Here is a 16563-nt window from a genome sequence, read left to right on the forward strand (position 1 = left end):
GGCCTTAAGCCCGGATTTCAAAAATTGCCCGTTTAGCCGGCAATTCGCTATATTAACATCAATAATTTATGAATAAGCCGGGCTTAATATACTTTTGAAGAATGCACCGTATCAAGGTTAAACATATCATCGAGATACTGATCCACTTGGCGTTCTGGATAGGGGTGTATTACACCCTGAATTCGCTGACCAGCTCAACGGTCAAGATCCGGGTAAACCACAACGGAAAAATCATGGAAAGGAGTGAGGTAGACACCATTTTTCCGTATTCCCGCTTTACACTCGCTTTTCTGGCCCTGCTGTTTTATGGCAATATATTTTGGATCTTTAAAAAAGCGCTTCGGTATAAAAGCTTATTTGCAGGCATCGCTATAGCCGCCGGCTGGTTTATATTGGTCTTTCTCGCTAATTATATTTTGATTGGCTCTAAATTGAACAATAGCCTGCCCATGGGGCCTCCGCCCCCTGGTTTTGCAGCAGGCAAGGATGGCCTTAATCACCTGGTATCAAATCATAACGCATTTTTTGCAATAGGGAACTGGGTGCACATGCAGCTCACCATGCTGCTTATTTTTTTAACTGCAGCCGGGCTTTCAATAGCCTATTTCTTTTTGAAAGAATGGGCCCGAACTGAACTGGTACGCAATCAGCTGGAGGCTTATCAACTGAGTACCGAGATCAAATTCCTTAAATCGCAGATCAATCCGCATTTCCTGTTTAATACACTCAATAACCTGTTTTCGATGGCCCAGGAAAAGGGGAATGATGAGCTTGCCGACGGGATTTCCAAACTTTCGGGCATGATGCGCTATATGATCTATGACAGCAATGCCGGCGGCGTGCCGCTAAACAAAGAAATAGCATACCTGGAAGACTGCATTACCCTGAATAAACTGCGTTATGCAGATGATGAGGTAAAAGTGATATTTGATCACCCTGTGCAGACTGGAACTGTCATGGTTGCTCCGATGCTATTTATCCCTTTTGTTGAAAATGCCTTTAAGCACGGCGTTTCTATTGGGCAAACATCCGGGATAGATATTGCCATTGTGCTTGCAGACCATAAGCTGATCTTTACCTGTGTCAATACCAAATATAGCGCTATCAAAAAAATGGAGGATGAAAAAAGCGGCATCGGGCTCGAAAATGTAAAGCGACGGCTCGATCTGTTGTATCCCGGCAAACATAACCTGCAGATCAATGAAGAGCAGGGGAAATATATTGTTAAACTCGAAATTGACCTGGAATGATAACCTGCATTGCCATTGATGATGAGCCGAAGGCGCTTGAAGTGATAGAACGCTATTGCCTTAAAACCAGCCTGGTTGATTTGAAAGCTACCTTTCGCGAACCGGTGAAGGCGATTGAATTCCTGAACCGTGAAAAGGTGGACCTCATCTTTCTCGATATTAATATGCCTGATATCAGCGGAATGCAGTTGGTGCAAACCTTGTCGCCCAGGCCAATGATCATTTTTACTACCGCTTATAGTCACTATGCGGTAGAAAGCTACGACCTGAACGCCCTCGATTACCTGTTGAAACCTATCACTTTTGAGCGCTTTCTTGCAGCTATAAATAAAGCCGCAGCGGCACTATCTTCAAGAAATGGGGTAAGCAAAGAGGATGAGCCCACCGTTTTTATCAAAAGCGGTCCGCAAACTTACCAGGTTAAGGTAGATGAGATCTTGTACCTGGAAAAAGACGGTAATTATATCACCATTCACCTTAAAGACAGAAATATCCTGGTGCGTGAAAATATGGGCGATATTTTTGACCTCGTGCCAGCAGCGGATTTTTTACGGGTGCATAAATCATACGTGGTGGCCATCAAACATATTACCATGATCGAAGTACATCAACTTATTATTAACGGCGAAAAAATCCCGATAGGCAGCACTTACCGGGATCTTCTGCGCAGCAGACTGGGGTTGAAATAATAACATCAAATTGATGATTATTGCGCCTGGTTATATTGTTCATCGGTTACATGTTCCAGCCAATCCACCACTTTGCCATTAAGATTTTCCTGTATAGCTATGTGGCTCATGCCATTGGTAGCCGAGGCGCCATGCCAATGTTTTTCGTTAGGTTCAAACCAAACCACATCTCCCGGGCGTACTTCCTGAGCAAGGCCGCCTTCACGCTGTACCCAGCCAATACCTGAAGTAATAATAAGTGTTTGTCCCAGTGGATGCGTATGCCAGGCTGTTCTTGCGCCCGGCTCAAAGGTTACGGTAGCAGATACGCCCCGGCGCGCCTCATTGGCATCAAATAGCGGGTCAATTCGTACTGCGCCGGTGAACCAGTCGGCCGGGCCTTTGGTCGAAGGTTTAGTACCTAATCTTGTAATTTCCATTCTTTTTTATTTTTCCTGGGTTGTAAAGATCGGTTAATTTCTATTCACTTCTCAAACTCTTTACCGGATTAGCTTTTGCCGCTTTTACCGCCTGGAAACTTATGGTTGCAAGTGCAATAACAATTGCTGCCATTCCGCCCGCTGCAAATAGCCACCAACTGATATTGATGCGATAAACATAAGCTTGTAGCCACTGGTGCATGTAATACCATGCAATGGGGGTGGCGATGGCAAAGGCGATAGCAATGAGTATAATAAACTCTTTCGAAAACAAATAAACGATGCTGCCTGACGTAGCGCCAAGTACTTTGCGGATGCCGACTTCTTTTATCCGTTGTACAGCCATGAACGAGGCTAAGCCATACAAACCCAGGCAGCTTAGAAGTATCGCGATAGCTGCAAAAATTTTATACAACTGGGCTAACTGATTTTCCTGTTTGTAAAAACTTGCAATCTTATCATCTAAAAACCGGTATTCATACACAAAGTTGGGAAATGTTTTTTCAAATACTTGTTTAACAGATTGCATTGTCGAAAAAACATTCGTGGTTTTAAGCTTTATGCCGGCCTGATTATACATGGTGATGTTTGTGGCGATAAGTAATGGTGCAAGGCCGTGCCGGAAAGACCTGTCATTAAAATCTTTTAACACGCCAACAACCGGGCATTTTATTACACCATCCCATATGCTGATTTCCTTGTTCAATATATCCCCGGGGTTTTTAATCCCTAAGCTTTTTACAAGCGATTCGTTTACCAAAAACTCCCTGGTAAAGGGGGATGGCTGAAGGTTTCGTCCGGCTATCAACTTTAATTTGTAGGTTGGTACATACCCTTCGTCGGCAAATTTGGTAATCGCCTTGAAACCTGTTTCTTTTGTTGAATGGTCAAACCTGACTGCGCTCCATGTATCATTACCGTTTTCAATCGGGGTGTTCGAACTGTAGCATACCGCTTGTACTCCGTTTATAGATAATAGCTGGTCCCTCAAATAACTCAGCCTGCTCATTCGAAGACTATCTACCCGGAACGGAATATTAACAATTGTTTCTTTATCGAAGCCTAAAGGCTGATCCATAAAATAGTCCATTTGCTTTACAATAACGAGCGTTCCGATGATCAGTGCCTGCGCAATAATGAATTGAAACACCACCAGGCCCCTTCTTAATGAAATTCCCTTTGCAGGATCTGTCGTGAGTTTACTTTTTAAAGCATTAACAGGATTGAAACGCGATAAAACAATAGAAGGATAAAAACCCGCCAAGGCGGTTACAACAACTGCCACAGCCAGAAGGAATAAAATAATTGAAGGATTGCTGAATATGTTGAATGAAAGCGACAACTCTAAAAGCCGGCTTATATAAGGTAATGCAAGCATGGTAATAGCAACTGCAAGTAATACAGCACTTGCCACGATCAAAAATGTTTCGACAATGAACTGGAGTTGCAATTGCGATTTATTGCTCCCCAAAACCTTTCTGACACCAACCTCTTTTGCCCGGTTAACAGCCTGCGCGGTAGAAAGGTTGATAAAGTTTACACAAGCAATGAGCAGGATGAACGCGGCAATTAACCACAATACATTGAGCAACTGATGGCTGGCTGTTTGATTACTGTAGTTGCCTGTTTGGGAATCATAATGAACGGCATTTAATGCTTGAATAATATGACTGTCCTTGTTATCAGAAGATTGTACCTTTTGTGAATAAGCTCTCAGCTGTTGATTAAAATTGTCGGCAGTAAGGTTCTGAGGTAACAAAATATAGCAGCCAAAATCAGTTACGGTTCTGTTCCAATCTGTAGATTTTGCTAAATAGTCCCCGGTAAACCCTGTCCCAAAGCTAACAACAAGTTTGAGCTGAAAGTCAGAATTTGGGGGAATGGTAGCCAGGATCCCCGACACTCTTAGTACGTCCGTGCCATGCTCAAACATAAAGCCGCCCATTTGCAATTTAATGGTTTTACCCATTGCCGATTTCCAGTCGCCAAAATACTTTTCAGCAACCTCTTTGGTAAGCAGTACGTTGTCAGGGTCTTTTAATGAAGCGTACGAGCCGGCAAGCAACGGGAAGTTGAAAATTTTAAAGAACGATGGATTGGTGTAAAACAGGCCCCGTTGTTCCTTAAACATTTTTATCGTGACCCCGTTTTCGTCAGGAATAATCAACTGGTCATTTTGGCTTGCAAAAATTGGGGCAACCTGTTCTATTTGGGGGAAAGCCGTTTTTAATCCTAAAGGCAGCGGAAAGGGGATGTCTTTACCATAGGTAATATCACCGGTTTCTGCGTGATGGTATTCGGTTAGCACACGATAGGCACGATCTTTCTTTGGGTGAAAACTATCAAAGCTTGTTTGAAACTGTATAATGATAAAGATCACCATACAAACAGCAATACCTACCGCCAGGCCGGTAATGTTAATAGCGGCGTAGCTTTTATTGCGCGTTAAATTACGCCAGGCGATTTTGAAATAATTTTTAAACATAAAGTTGCGGTTTGTTTTATCACGAGACCATTTAGGAGCGGTTTCATGATTCAAAACTACCGGCGCAAATTGGGTATCGCTTCTCAACTTATAAGTTGGGTACTCTTTTTTTAAGTTATTTTTATATTCCTGCGGGCTTTTCCCGGTCACCTGCTTGAAAATGCGGCTAAAGGTACTTTGGGAGTTAAATCCCGATTCAAACGCTATCCCTAAAAGGGTGATATGATCATTAGCGGGATCCTGCATTTTCCGCGCAGCTGCCTGTACCCGGTATTCGTTAATAAAATCATTGAAGCTTTTTTTGAGCACAGTATTGATGATCCGTGATAACTCATGGGTATGCATACCGAGCTTTTCGGCGAGGGAGCTTAAACTCAATTCAGGATCCTGGTAGTAATTATTTTCTTTAACAACCCGCTTTAACCAGGCGCCTTTTTGCTTCAGTTCCGCTGGTAGTAATGGTTTTAAAACCGGTAAATTATCTGTCTGTGCGGTAATTTCCGGTCTTAAAAATGCTCTTGCCGCCATCCAGATAAGCATGGACATTAGCAGGAGATACAAAGGATAATAGGCCTGTATGCCTAATTGGTAATCATAATAAAAATAGTCGGCAGCTATAAAAGGGATCCACAACAGCCATAACAGCCCGAAGCCTGTCAGTAGGTTATTTATCCATTTTAACTCGTGCCGGTACCGGTCGCCTCCGGTAAATTTTAGCTCCTGGTAAAAGTTTTCGATCAGCTTGCGGCACCGGTATAGATAAATAATGACCGAGATAAATGCTAATAGTAGTAATACAGGGTTTATTCGTTGAAATATCAGCGTATCATAAGTTGCCCGGCCTGTTTTTATACTTTCCAGCACTTCTAAGGACCAGACGCTTAGTTCGACTAACAAGGGGCTGAAATGCAGCAGGTCCCTGCGGGTGAATTTATACTCCGGCCGGGTTATTTTAAGTACATAAAAGAAAATGAGCGGGCCAAATGCCAGCGAAAACTGCAGTGGCAGCCGGCCCCAGTTGGGAATATAGGTTGACAGCCCGATATCGGTGCCCAGGATCCGGACTATCCACAAGGCGGCAATAGCCAATGCCATCGCCAAAAACCGGTTTGCCGACTGGTTTGTTTTCCTGGTGAACCATAAAAGCAGGATAAAAGTGAGGCCGATAAACAGCATCCCAAAAAACGCAGCATCATAAAGGGTGATATGGAATGTATACGGCTTCAACTAAATGAGGTTTATAACTACTCCAAATTAATAAAATACTAATGGATAATAGGTTAACGGATAAATTAAATCCAAAATACACGGATCTGATTTGCAGCGTTTTTTAAATGGATGTATACCCTCGGCTTGTCATAGCATACGCACAAAAAAAGCCGCTCGGTTTGGTAAAGCGGCTTAGTAGCTATCTAATATAAATACTTCAGGGTATTGCCTGATCTGTTCCAAAAAGAATTAATCCCAAATACCGTTCTGCGCTGTGAATATCACGGCCTCACCGCCGGTTACCATAATGGTGTGCTCGTGTTGTGCAACAAAACCGCCTTTATTACCAATTAATGTCCAGCCGTCGGCTTGAGTATCGGCAATTGTCGACCGTGTTGAAATGAATGTCTCTATCGCCACCACCGAATTCTTTTTAAAGCGCGCAGTATTATACCGATCGCAGAAGTTGGCAACTTCATGCGGCTCTTCGTGCAAGCTGCGGCCAACACCATGCCCGGTCAGGTTTTTTATTACCGTGTAGCCGGCTTTTTTGGCTTCAGTTTCAATTAACCTGCCGATCTCCGAAATCCTGACACCGCCTTTAATGTTTTTGATCGCTTTTTTTAAGATCTCTTTCGATGCTTCCACCAGTTTGCCATAGCCATGGATATCTTTCCCTAAAACGAAGGAGCCGCCGTTATCGGCCCAGTAACCATTTAGCTCTGCCGATACATCAATATTTACCAGGTCGCCTTCCTTAAGGATCTTATCGGCCGAAGGTATACCGTGCGCTGCTTCCTCATTCACGCTTATACAAGTATGTCCCGGGAAATTGTAGGTTAACAAAGGCGCAGATCTTGCTCCCAGCTGTGCCAGCAATTCGCCGCCGTATTCGTCAAGTTCTTTTGTAGAGATACCCGGTTTGGCGTACTCCCGCATCCTCCTGAGCGTAATGGCTACAGCATCACTGGCCTGCTGCATTCCAATTTTTTCGTCTTCGGTAGTTATAGACATTCTTAAACTTTTATCTGTTGCAAAATTAACAATTAATGCGGTTGGCAGGGTTTACCAAATGTCAGTTTGTGAGGGTAGGTGTTGTGTTCCCGGAAGTAATTAAAAAAGCCGCTCTACTTTTGTAAATTGGCTTTGTAGTGTGTTTGGGAAATTCTTCCCTCCGGGGCGAAAAGTTATTTTTTCAATGGGCCGACGTGCCGGTACGTGTTGATGAGCAAACCTGTGGGCGTACTCTTCGAGTCGACAAAAGCAAGTTCCCGGGCGTCAATTGTTTCTGATAATAAGCGTTTACCCCGGCCAAGCAACACCGGGTAGGTGATGAGCACAACCTCGTCAGCCAGCCCCTGGTCAAGCAACACAGAAGTTAGCGTTGAACTTCCAACGACGATCAGGTCGGGGCCATCGGTTGATTTGAGATCGCGAATAGACGCTATAATATCCTCGCCCAAACCCTTTACCGGTCCCCATTCCAGGCTGTCGGGCCTGTGGGTTGCTATGTATTTTGTGGCAGCATTTATAGCATTTGCCATTGGGAAATCTCCGGCAGTAGGCCAAAAGCCGCTAAATATATCGTAAGTGTGGCGGGCAAGCAGCAGGTCGAAGTTTGGTCCGTATGCCTCCAGCAGGGTTGCCGCCCCGGCAGGACTGCGATAGGGTGTTGTCCATGCGCCATAGGTATATCCTCCGTCATGTTCTATCACGCCATCCAGCGAGATATGTTCAAAAATTCTGATTTTTCTCATTTGTTTATAAGTAGTTTATAGGTAAATAAAATTTCTTTTTCCTGCGGTGGTATTTTCAGATTGCATTATAGCGGGCTTTTTATTGTAAAAAGCCATTCAGAAGATCCAGGATAGTTTTAGTCTGCTGCATTAAGCCCACATGGCTCTGCGCCGGTACAATGGCTAAATGCGATTTTGGCATGGGGGCTAAATCTGCAGCTACGCCACCGCCCAGTAATTGGTATGTTTTTGCCAATTCTACTTTGTCCAGGCCATCATTGTCGCCCGAGATAAGCAATACCGGCGACGTGATTTTAGCAATATTGGCATCACCCACGTCAAAGGGTACCCCGGCAAAAACAATCATTTGTTCTATAAACTTTCTCCATTTTGTTTTGTCGGGCGCTACTGCATCATATGCGGTTTTTAACGGAGTATTGTCAAAAAATTCAGGCTTAAAGCCTTTAAAACCACCATTTACCACAGGCAGCCAGCCATTAGTTTTGTAGGTTGATGAAATGATCACTAATTTTCTTACCCTTTTAGGGCTTTTTACTGCAAACTGGTAAGCTATAGAACCTCCCATGCTATATCCTGCAACATCGGCACTATCAATTTTTAGGTAATTCATTACTCCTTCCACATCATTTGCCAGGGTAGCAATGTCTAATTTTCTGTCTGAATATGGCGTATGTCCGTGCCCCTGCATTTCAAGGGCAATTACCTTTCTTGTTTTTGACAGTTCGGGGATTAACTGCGCCCAGTTTAACTCAATGGTATAAAAAGCGCCATGCAGCAAAACGATAGGCTTACCCTCGCCATAAACTTCGTAATAAACTTTGATGCCATTAACCGGTGCATAGCCGCTGGCGGCAGGCTTAAGCTGTTGCCCTTTAGATTGGAATATTGTAAAAAGAAGCATAGCTATTATTAATGCCGGTTGGATGACGTTAGATCCCTTAAATACTCTTTTCATGGAATGTTAGTTTAATTGTTTCGATTTGATTGACAATACAAAGATGGCAAGTATTTTAGGCTTGTGTACTGTGTGAAAACGACAAATTGCGGGGTGGATCGCGACATAAAGATATTGCCGGTGAATTTTCTTTATGTTTAAGCCGATATCGACCGAATTCCGCGACGCTAAAAGATCCAATTAAAACCGCTTTACTTTTCACTTTCGTAAAGTCTTTTCCTGGTTGTAGGGAACTATCCCGAACCTATTGTGCGGCAGTGAGTATGCGGCGCAGGGATGCGAAGTAAAATACTCGTGACTTCTCAGGTAGTTTCCTTTATTTAGTAACTTGTAATTGAAATAGTAGCCTGCAATTTCAACTACTAAAATTTAACTGTTAACAGATATCACATCAATGAAACAAAAAGAATTAGCCGAATTAACAAACGACGAATTATTACAGGAAGCAAGGAAGATCAAGTCTGGTAAGCTTATGGATGCCGTGATCTTTGGTTTTTTAATTGGAGTGTCCGTTTATAGCGTTGTCAGAAATGGGTTTGGATTGTTGACCTTTCTTCCATTGATTTATATTCCGATTGCGGCGAGGAATAGGGTCAGGAATAAGGAAATAGAGAGATTGGTGATCGAGAGGGGCTTGAAATAGATCCTATCCGGCCTGAGTGTGCATCGCTGGGATGCAGCGTAGAGTGCCCGTGGCTTCTTAGTTTTGATAAGTCACGGGTACGCCCACTCACTGGCTTTTGTGTCGCATCCTCATGCCAGCGAGGAGAAGGAACTTTAAGCTATTTATAATATCTTGAATATTAGACTGTTGTTCAACAATCGGCGATCCCCGGTAAAATCAATCCCCTTGTTTCAGTGATGAAACCTTCTTGCCTTAACTAATATCCAAACCTTTAAGCTTTCGTCCCCACCCAAAAGATAATCGCGAATAAATTTGCGCAACTCAAAAGTTGCATATATATTTACGCAACTTAAAAGTTGCGCGTTTTAACATGAAACAAGATCTATTCCAGGCCATAGCCGATCCGACACGCAGGGCGATTTTAACCTTAATTGCTATTAAGGCGTTGACACCTAATGCAATGGCCGAAAAATTTGATATGACCCGGCAGGCAGTATCGAAACATATTAAAGTATTGCATGAGTGCGAACTGATTAAACCTGAGCACTCGGGCAGGGAAATTTATTATCACTTTAATGCAAGGAAAATGCAGGAGTTTGATAATTGGTTGGCCCAATTCAGGCAAAGCTGGGAGACACAGTTTAATCAGCTCGACAAAGTATTATCAACAATTAAAAACCAGACAATATGAACAACGATTTGCTATTTGATTTTACCGTTGATAAAGCAGCGCAGAAGGTATTTATAACCCGCGAGTTTGATGCCGGGCTTGACCTGGTATGGGATGCTTTTACCAAACAGGAAATACTTGACCAATGGGCTGCACCCGCACCAATGCGCTCTAAAACCAAATACATGAATTTTGAAGTTGGGGGACGGAGATTTTACGCCATGGTAAGCCCCGACGGGCAAGAACGCTGGCTGCTGCAGAAATATACTTCTATTACGCCCAAAACCAATTTTCAATTATATAATTCTTTTGCCGACAAAGACGAAAATCCCGAATTGCCGGGTTCCGAATGGGATTACAATTTCAGCGAACAGGATGGTATAACAACGGTGAATATTTCCATTTATAATGAATCGCTGGAACGAATGGAACGCTTAACCGATGGTTTCACTAAAGGAATGATGCTGATGTTGAAAAACCTGGACGATCTGTTTTCAACCTTATCGCAAAAATCATAAGGTGAAATGAATATTAATAACCGAAGAGTTAAACAAAAAACATAACAATTTAAAAACTAAAAATTATGAGAGCAATTAATCCCTGGATCAACTTCAATGGCAATGCCCAGGAAGCATTCAATTTTTACAAATCAGTTTTTGGCGGAGAGTTCACCAGGATCATTCGCTTCAAAGACTTAGCTGGCCCTGAATTCCAGGTGGCGGAAAGTGAAGAAAACAAAATAATGTACATCGGTTTACCCCTCGGTAAAAACAATGTATTGATAGCCAATGATGTTCCCGATTTTATAGGGAAGGTAAGTGAAAACGAAAACAGGTCTAAAATATACGCGGGCGCTGAAAGCCGTGAAGAAGCCGACAAAATATTTAACGGCCTATCTGCAGGAGGAGAAGTTGAAGGGCCGATTGGCGACAGTCCCTGGGGTACATACGCCGGTATGTTCAGAGATAAATATGGTATAGAATGGATTGTGGAGTTTGATCCGAGTTATAAGGGGTAAGTTTAAGGGAAAGGAAAGTGCGCGCGTTCCGAACTCAAGCAAAAGGCCGATTAACGAACGTTTTAATCGGCCTTTTCGTTGGATGTAGTTGAGTTGTTTTAAAGTTATGTGTGCTAAACTTCGCATTGTTATTCCTCGTTGTTATTTCTGCTCCACTTTGCCTTTAAAGTAGGGAATGGAATTTCCATTATAGCGATGAACCGCAAATACGTGAGCGAATTGATGCTGCTTTTGTTTGGCTGTTCAATTTGTGCGGCTTTCAGTATGGCCGGGCAGTAACGATTTTAATATTGCAAAAGGGGAGTTTGCTTACACCATGCGGAGCGCTTACGGTACTGAGAGGATTGATATTTATAGAAATGCGTGAGAATAATCTGCCAAATAATGTAACTTACCCAGGCTAAATCTTGTCAGGAGAAACCATTTTATGAGCTATATCACATATAACATAATTGCTAAAGTCGAAAATAATCGAGAGGCCTTAATAGACAACCTTACGAAGAATTTAAAATATCAATATGTACATGAATTTTTCACTCCATTTCATGGGGTTGTTTGTCAGACAAATGATAATCTGAGAGAAATTCCATATACCCGGTTTAAAGAGGGGGAGTTTAACAACGAAACAGAAAAGATTTATAAAGTTGAGAATCAGTTAAGAGACTACAGTATCGAACTTTCGAAAATTTTTGCAGGTACGGAAATTGCATTTATAAACGTTGATTGTTTTGGCGGTAAATGTTCGTCAAATGGGTTTGTTGTTAAAAACGGGCAGAAAATATACGAAAATGATGGTCATCACTCTGCTCACATGGATATCTTAAAACAGATATCGGCAGACTACTCAGGATGGCATTTCCATCCGTTCACCAGAAACTTTTACTCCCGCAATGCCGGGGTCAAGGGCGGCATAGTGGGTGATATCGTCAACTTCACTTTACCCGCAATTTGGATGTCTTTTAACATTGAGTTTGGCAATAATCCATCGTATCATATTGCAATCACAAAAAATGAGCTATTAGTTGAAAAGACAAATTTTTTTGAATTCTATTTCATGAAAATTGACGATGAATGGCTGAAGGTTTTAGGTACCATATTTGATGATTCTGCAGAAAATTTAGCTGATATGGAAAACACAATGTCAGAAAATTTATCCGGGCTTGAATATCAAGTACAATTTGATTTGTTTGATGGTTCACTTCAAAAAAAGATTGGAACATTACCAATCGAATTTGGCTTTGAAGTTGCTCAAAAGAGTTACAGATCTAAGGCCTTCAACGAAAGACCTTTTCAATTTCCTCCCAGGGAAGATAATTCACAGCAAACGGGTTCAAGTCAGGAGGCAAATGCCGGGGAGTCTTCCAATGATAAGAAAGGGTTTTTCAATACCTACCTTTTTAAGTTGTTTCGGCGGAAATAGTTTTTAAAAACGCAGCTGCAATAGTAGCGTCTTTTTAAAAATGGCTCAGCGGTTGCGGTAGCTATAAATGACGATCACTTCCTCTTTATAAATGATATCAGACAATCTGTGATTTTGTATCAGGCCGTCATAGCCGCGGCCTTCGGCTATGATGATAGCCGAAACGCAATTTATAATTGTGTCCCCCTAAATTATTTTTATATTTAGCCGCCACTTATTACAGGATGAAAAAGTTACTAACCTTATTATTTGCGCTCTTTACTATTTTATCGGCCTGCAAAAAAGAAATTGCAAAACAACAAATAGATCCAAAGCCGTCACCTGTAATGAGCAGGGTAAAAATAGAGCCTTTATCAACATCATATACCTGGGGCGACCAGGTTAAGCTAACTATAGATTCTCTCACAGTCCTCAATACCAGCGATATAACTATAGACTTCGGTTCAAACATAACACTTCACCCAACACGTATTGATACCACAAGCGTTTTTTTCAAGGTGCCTAACGCGCTGTTGAATAGATCTAATCTTTTTAATGTTACCATCAATGGGTTGAAAAGCAATGACGGGTATTTAGAGCTTAAGTCGCCAGCTGTGTCCGTTTTGAGTAGTACTATTTTAATACCCGGCAGCACAATCACTATTTCGGGGCAATATTTTAATCCTGTACTGGCAAATAATCGGGTATTGCTGGATACTATTGCCCTTAGCGTGGTTTCGGCTACGCCCACTCAATTAGTTATAAAGGGAGATAATATACCGATGTCAAACAAGGGAAGTTTGATTATCAAAACGGGGAATGATCTTTCAACGATAGCGCAAGGCGATTATATAGTTTATAAATATTTAGCACCTAAGAATGATTTTCCAGGCGCGGCGCGGTTCGGAGCGACTGCTGTAACCATTAACGGAAATATTTACTTCGGATTAGGGAAATCGAAATCAACAAATAATCCCTTAGCTGACTGGTGGAAATACGAACCGGGTGCCGACAAATGGACACAGCTTGCCAGTTGCCCGATGGCATCATATATTGTGAATTCCTTTAGTATCGGTACAAAAGCTTATGTAGGGATGGGAACAGGAACCTTATATGATAATAATTTTTGGTGTTATGATACTTCCTCAGATACCTGGAAGTCAATAGCTTCTTTTCCTGGTACCTACACGATGTTTCCGTTATGCCTGAGTTCAGATAAATACGGTTATATTATAGGAGGTAGTCTGGCTACATCCGGTGCAATCACCAGGACAAACGATGTATGGCGTTATGACCCGGTTACCGATAAATGGAAGCAGACAACGAGCTTTCCGGGGTTGCCACGTGATGAGGCTATGGGATTTACTTTGAATAACAAGGGTTATGTAATTGGAGGGGCAGCCCAAACCGGCGGTTCGAATCCATATGTAGCGGATGCATGGTCATTTGATTTCGGGACTGAAACGTGGAAGCAATTATCGGAGCCGCCACAGAATGTTGCCCGTAGCCAGGGTTTCGCTTTCTCCGCGCAAAACAAAGGGTATGTAGGCGGCGGTACAACTACAGATGGAGGAAGCTTGCCATACGTTTATGAATACGACCCTATTACTGATACCTGGGCCCTGAAGGAAAAGGTTTTTGGTTCAATCAATATTTATTCGGCCTTTGCGAGCGTTAATGGTACAGGTTATATAATTACCGGAGAAGGGTATTTCAATTGGTATTTTGCGGGATCTCAGAGTTTTTTCCAGTTTAAACCATAATCTATCCGAACCAAATCTATATTGAAAGTAAGATTCTGCCGGATACGGTTGGAAATCGCATGATTTAGATATTGACCTTAGCATTTTGATACTAAGAATATTCGCGATAGCACGTCCGCCTCGGCTGGTGCAGGCATGCAGCATGTTCCAAAATAAATTTGCCTCCAACAAAAAAGCCGCACTGCAAATGCAAAGCGGCTTCGTAGCCCGTAGGGGAATCGAACCCCTGTTTGAAGAATGAAAATCTCCTGTCCTAACCCCTAGACGAACGGGCCATTTTATTTTGTTTCCCTTGATTTGAATTACGCAACCCCGGAAAAACGCTGGATTGGTAATTTATTAAAAAACCCCAGATCTTTCGATTTGAGGTTTCGTGTCTTGTGGTAGCCCGTAGGGGAATCGAACCCCTGTTTGAAGAATGAAAATCTCCTGTCCTAACCCCTAGACGAACGGGCCTTTTTTTATTGTTTCCCTTGATTTGGGATTGCAAAGATAGAGTTTAAATAATAAAATTAAAATAAAGAATAAAAAAAATCCAAATTGTTGATGAAAGTTGTTGTATATCAATTAAATAAAATAAAAAATTAAGATGGGGCTTGCAAACCTTGCCGGGTTAAAGCTATCTTTATTCCATAAATCAATCATCTTTTTATGAAAGCTATCTGGAATAACCAGGTCATTGCCGAAAGCAATGACACTATTGTTGTTGAAAATAATCATTATTTCCCTAAAGAAAGTGTTAAGGCCGAGTACCTTAAACCGTCCGATGTGCATACAACATGCCCGTGGAAGGGGCTGGCATCATATTATTCCCTCGAAGTTGACGGCAAAGAAAACCAGGATGCCGCCTGGTTTTATCCCGAACCAAAAGATGCTGCAAAAAACATTACCAACTATGTGGCGTTTTGGAAGGGCGTGAAAATTACCGAATAAAGCTATGAAAACATACGATGCCATTGTTATAGGCGCCGGTCAGGCCGGCGCCCCGTTAGCCAAAAAATTGGCTAATGCCGGGAAAAAGACCGTTATAATTGAGAAACGATTTTATGGCGGTACTTGCGTTAACGATGGCTGTACGCCTACTAAAACCATGGTTGCTTCGGCAAAGGCGGCTTACATGGCCGGTAAAAGTTATGAATTGGGCGTGCCGGTAAAAAAGTTTTCGGTTGATCTTGCCGCCATAAAAAAACGTAAGGATGATATCGTATTACGCTCGCGTAATGGCGGACTAAAAGCTGCCGAAAAAACACAAAACCTCGATGTGGTGTTGGGCGAGGCGACTTTTACCGGCGAAAAAACGGTTGAGGTTAAGCTTAACAGCGGTAAAAAGCAAACGATTACTGCGGATCTTATCTTTTTAAACCCGGGTGCGCTGCCTTTGATTCCCCAAATTGAGGGATTGAATGAGATAAAATATCTCAACTCAACCACCATACTTGATTTGGAAGAAGTACCGGGGCATCTGCTTGTGCTTGGCGGAAATTACATCGGACTGGAATTTGGGCAAATGTTTCGGCGGTTTGGCAGCAAGGTTACTATTTTAGAAAAGTCGGAGCGGATAGTATCGCATGAGGATCTGGATATTTCGGAAGAGATGCAAAAGATCCTCGAACTGGAGAAAATCGAGATCCTCAATAATGCTCAGGCTGTTAAGTTTAAACAAAAAGCCGGCGGCAAAATAACAGCGACGATAGCTCAAAAAGGAGAGGAGCGAAAAATTAAATGCACCCATGTATTGGTGGCCATCGGCCGCAAACCGCAAACGGAGGCTTTGAATTTGCCCATCGCAGGGATTGAAACGGATGAGCATGGTAATATCAGGGTGAACGATAAGCTGGAAACCTCAGCCGCTGGTGTTTATGCACTTGGCGATGCAAAGGGCGGCCCGGCATTTACGCATATCTCCTATAACGATTATACCATTGTTTACCGTAACCTTTTTGAAAAAACGGATTATAACATCCAGGACCGTCCGGTGCCTTATTGCATGTTTACCGATCCGCAATTGGGCAGGATCGGCTTGGATGAAACGGGGGCAAAAAAGCTGGGGATTAAATATAAAGTAGCAAAGCTGCCCATGGCCCATGTGGCGCGTGCTATTGAAACCGGCGATACACGTGGTTTTATGAAAGCCATTGTTGATCCGGATACAAAAAAGATCTTAGGTGCTACGGTACTTGGCCCCGAAGGTGGCGAAATCATGACCGTATTGCAAATGGCCATGGAAGGCGGTATTACTTACGACAGGATCCGTTATTGTGTTTTTGCGCATCCACTGTATTCCGAATCGCTGAATAACCTTTTCATGACCCTTGGGGATTAAA

At 42.5% G+C, this 16563-nt stretch carries 15 protein-coding genes and 2 tRNA genes; 10 read left to right on the forward strand and 7 right to left on the reverse strand.

What is annotated here, in order from left to right:
- Positions 1 to 101 precede the first annotated feature (101 nt).
- Positions 102 to 1250 carry a sensor histidine kinase gene (locus ACEN82_RS26055; RefSeq protein ID WP_413322789.1) on the forward strand — a complete coding sequence of 383 codons (1149 nt, stop codon included), beginning with the start codon at positions 102 to 104 and terminating at the stop codon, positions 1248 to 1250.
- On the forward strand, positions 1247 to 1939 hold the full coding sequence (locus ACEN82_RS26060) for a LytR/AlgR family response regulator transcription factor (RefSeq protein ID WP_090533640.1): 693 nt from the start codon (positions 1247 to 1249) through the stop codon (positions 1937 to 1939). The genes ACEN82_RS26055 and ACEN82_RS26060 overlap by 4 nt, the downstream gene beginning before the upstream one ends.
- Before the next feature lie 17 nt (positions 1940 to 1956).
- Here ACEN82_RS26060 and ACEN82_RS26065 read toward each other — a convergent pair whose 3' ends face one another.
- From ACEN82_RS26065 to ACEN82_RS26085, 5 genes are all read right to left on the reverse strand, one after another.
- Entirely contained in the window at positions 1957 to 2358 is a 402-nt protein-coding gene (locus ACEN82_RS26065) for a (R)-mandelonitrile lyase (RefSeq protein WP_413322788.1), read from the reverse strand.
- Positions 2359 to 2398: 40 nt separating this feature from the next.
- Positions 2399 to 6070: an ABC transporter permease gene (locus ACEN82_RS26070; RefSeq protein ID WP_413322787.1), complete on the reverse strand. Its 3672-nt coding sequence runs from the start codon at positions 6068 to 6070 to the stop codon at positions 2399 to 2401.
- Between the two features lie 231 nt (positions 6071 to 6301).
- Positions 6302 to 7066, reverse strand: a complete 765-nt coding sequence (gene map / locus ACEN82_RS26075; RefSeq protein WP_413322786.1) for a type I methionyl aminopeptidase — start codon at positions 7064 to 7066, stop codon at positions 6302 to 6304.
- 173 nt (positions 7067 to 7239) lie between these two features.
- Positions 7240 to 7809 carry a dihydrofolate reductase family protein gene (locus ACEN82_RS26080; RefSeq protein ID WP_413322785.1) on the reverse strand — a complete coding sequence of 190 codons (570 nt, stop codon included), beginning with the start codon at positions 7807 to 7809 and terminating at the stop codon, positions 7240 to 7242.
- 79 nt (positions 7810 to 7888) lie between these two features.
- Entirely contained in the window at positions 7889 to 8764 is an 876-nt protein-coding gene (locus ACEN82_RS26085) for an alpha/beta fold hydrolase (RefSeq protein ID WP_413322784.1), read from the reverse strand.
- 394 nt (positions 8765 to 9158) lie between these two features.
- Between ACEN82_RS26085 and ACEN82_RS26090 the strand changes: the two genes are divergently transcribed.
- The 6 genes from ACEN82_RS26090 (at position 9159) to ACEN82_RS26115 (ending at position 14239) form a co-directional block, all read left to right on the forward strand.
- Positions 9159 to 9407 carry a hypothetical protein gene (locus ACEN82_RS26090; RefSeq protein ID WP_413322783.1) on the forward strand — a complete coding sequence of 83 codons (249 nt, stop codon included), beginning with the start codon at positions 9159 to 9161 and terminating at the stop codon, positions 9405 to 9407.
- Positions 9408 to 9759: 352 nt separating this feature from the next.
- Entirely contained in the window at positions 9760 to 10080 is a 321-nt protein-coding gene (locus tag ACEN82_RS26095) for an ArsR/SmtB family transcription factor (protein WP_413322782.1), read from the forward strand.
- Positions 10077 to 10577, forward strand: a complete 501-nt coding sequence (locus ACEN82_RS26100; protein ID WP_413322781.1) for an SRPBCC family protein — start codon at positions 10077 to 10079, stop codon at positions 10575 to 10577. Before ACEN82_RS26095 ends, ACEN82_RS26100 begins: the two co-directional genes overlap by 4 nt.
- 65 nt (positions 10578 to 10642) lie before the next feature.
- Positions 10643 to 11077 carry a VOC family protein gene (locus tag ACEN82_RS26105; protein WP_274985695.1) on the forward strand — a complete coding sequence of 145 codons (435 nt, stop codon included), beginning with the start codon at positions 10643 to 10645 and terminating at the stop codon, positions 11075 to 11077.
- Between the two features lie 427 nt (positions 11078 to 11504).
- Complete coding sequence (locus ACEN82_RS26110) at positions 11505 to 12497, forward strand: hypothetical protein (RefSeq protein ID WP_413322780.1); 993 nt, start codon at positions 11505 to 11507, stop codon at positions 12495 to 12497.
- A gap of 224 nt (positions 12498 to 12721) precedes the next feature.
- The gene (locus ACEN82_RS26115) at positions 12722 to 14239 is read left to right on the forward strand and encodes a Kelch repeat-containing protein (RefSeq protein WP_495644039.1); all 1518 of its coding nucleotides are present in this window, start codon (positions 12722 to 12724) and stop codon (positions 14237 to 14239) included.
- A 203-nt stretch (positions 14240 to 14442) separates the two neighbouring features.
- Here the strand turns inward: ACEN82_RS26115 and ACEN82_RS26120 are convergent.
- Together ACEN82_RS26120 and ACEN82_RS26125 are read right to left on the reverse strand one after the other, a co-directional pair.
- A tRNA-Glu gene (locus ACEN82_RS26120) sits at positions 14443 to 14514 on the reverse strand.
- A 106-nt stretch (positions 14515 to 14620) separates the two neighbouring features.
- Positions 14621 to 14695: transfer RNA gene (locus ACEN82_RS26125), tRNA-Glu, on the reverse strand.
- A 195-nt stretch (positions 14696 to 14890) separates the two neighbouring features.
- Here ACEN82_RS26125 and ACEN82_RS26130 point away from each other — a divergent pair.
- On the forward strand, positions 14891 to 15172 hold the full coding sequence (locus ACEN82_RS26130) for a DUF427 domain-containing protein (RefSeq protein WP_090533667.1): 282 nt from the start codon (positions 14891 to 14893) through the stop codon (positions 15170 to 15172).
- A 4-nt stretch (positions 15173 to 15176) separates the two neighbouring features.
- Positions 15177 to 16562 carry a mercuric reductase gene (locus ACEN82_RS26135; protein ID WP_413322575.1) on the forward strand — a complete coding sequence of 462 codons (1386 nt, stop codon included), beginning with the start codon at positions 15177 to 15179 and terminating at the stop codon, positions 16560 to 16562.
- The last annotated feature ends 1 nt before the right edge of the window (position 16563 follow it).

Source organism: Mucilaginibacter sp. Mucisp73 (assembly GCF_059491465.1).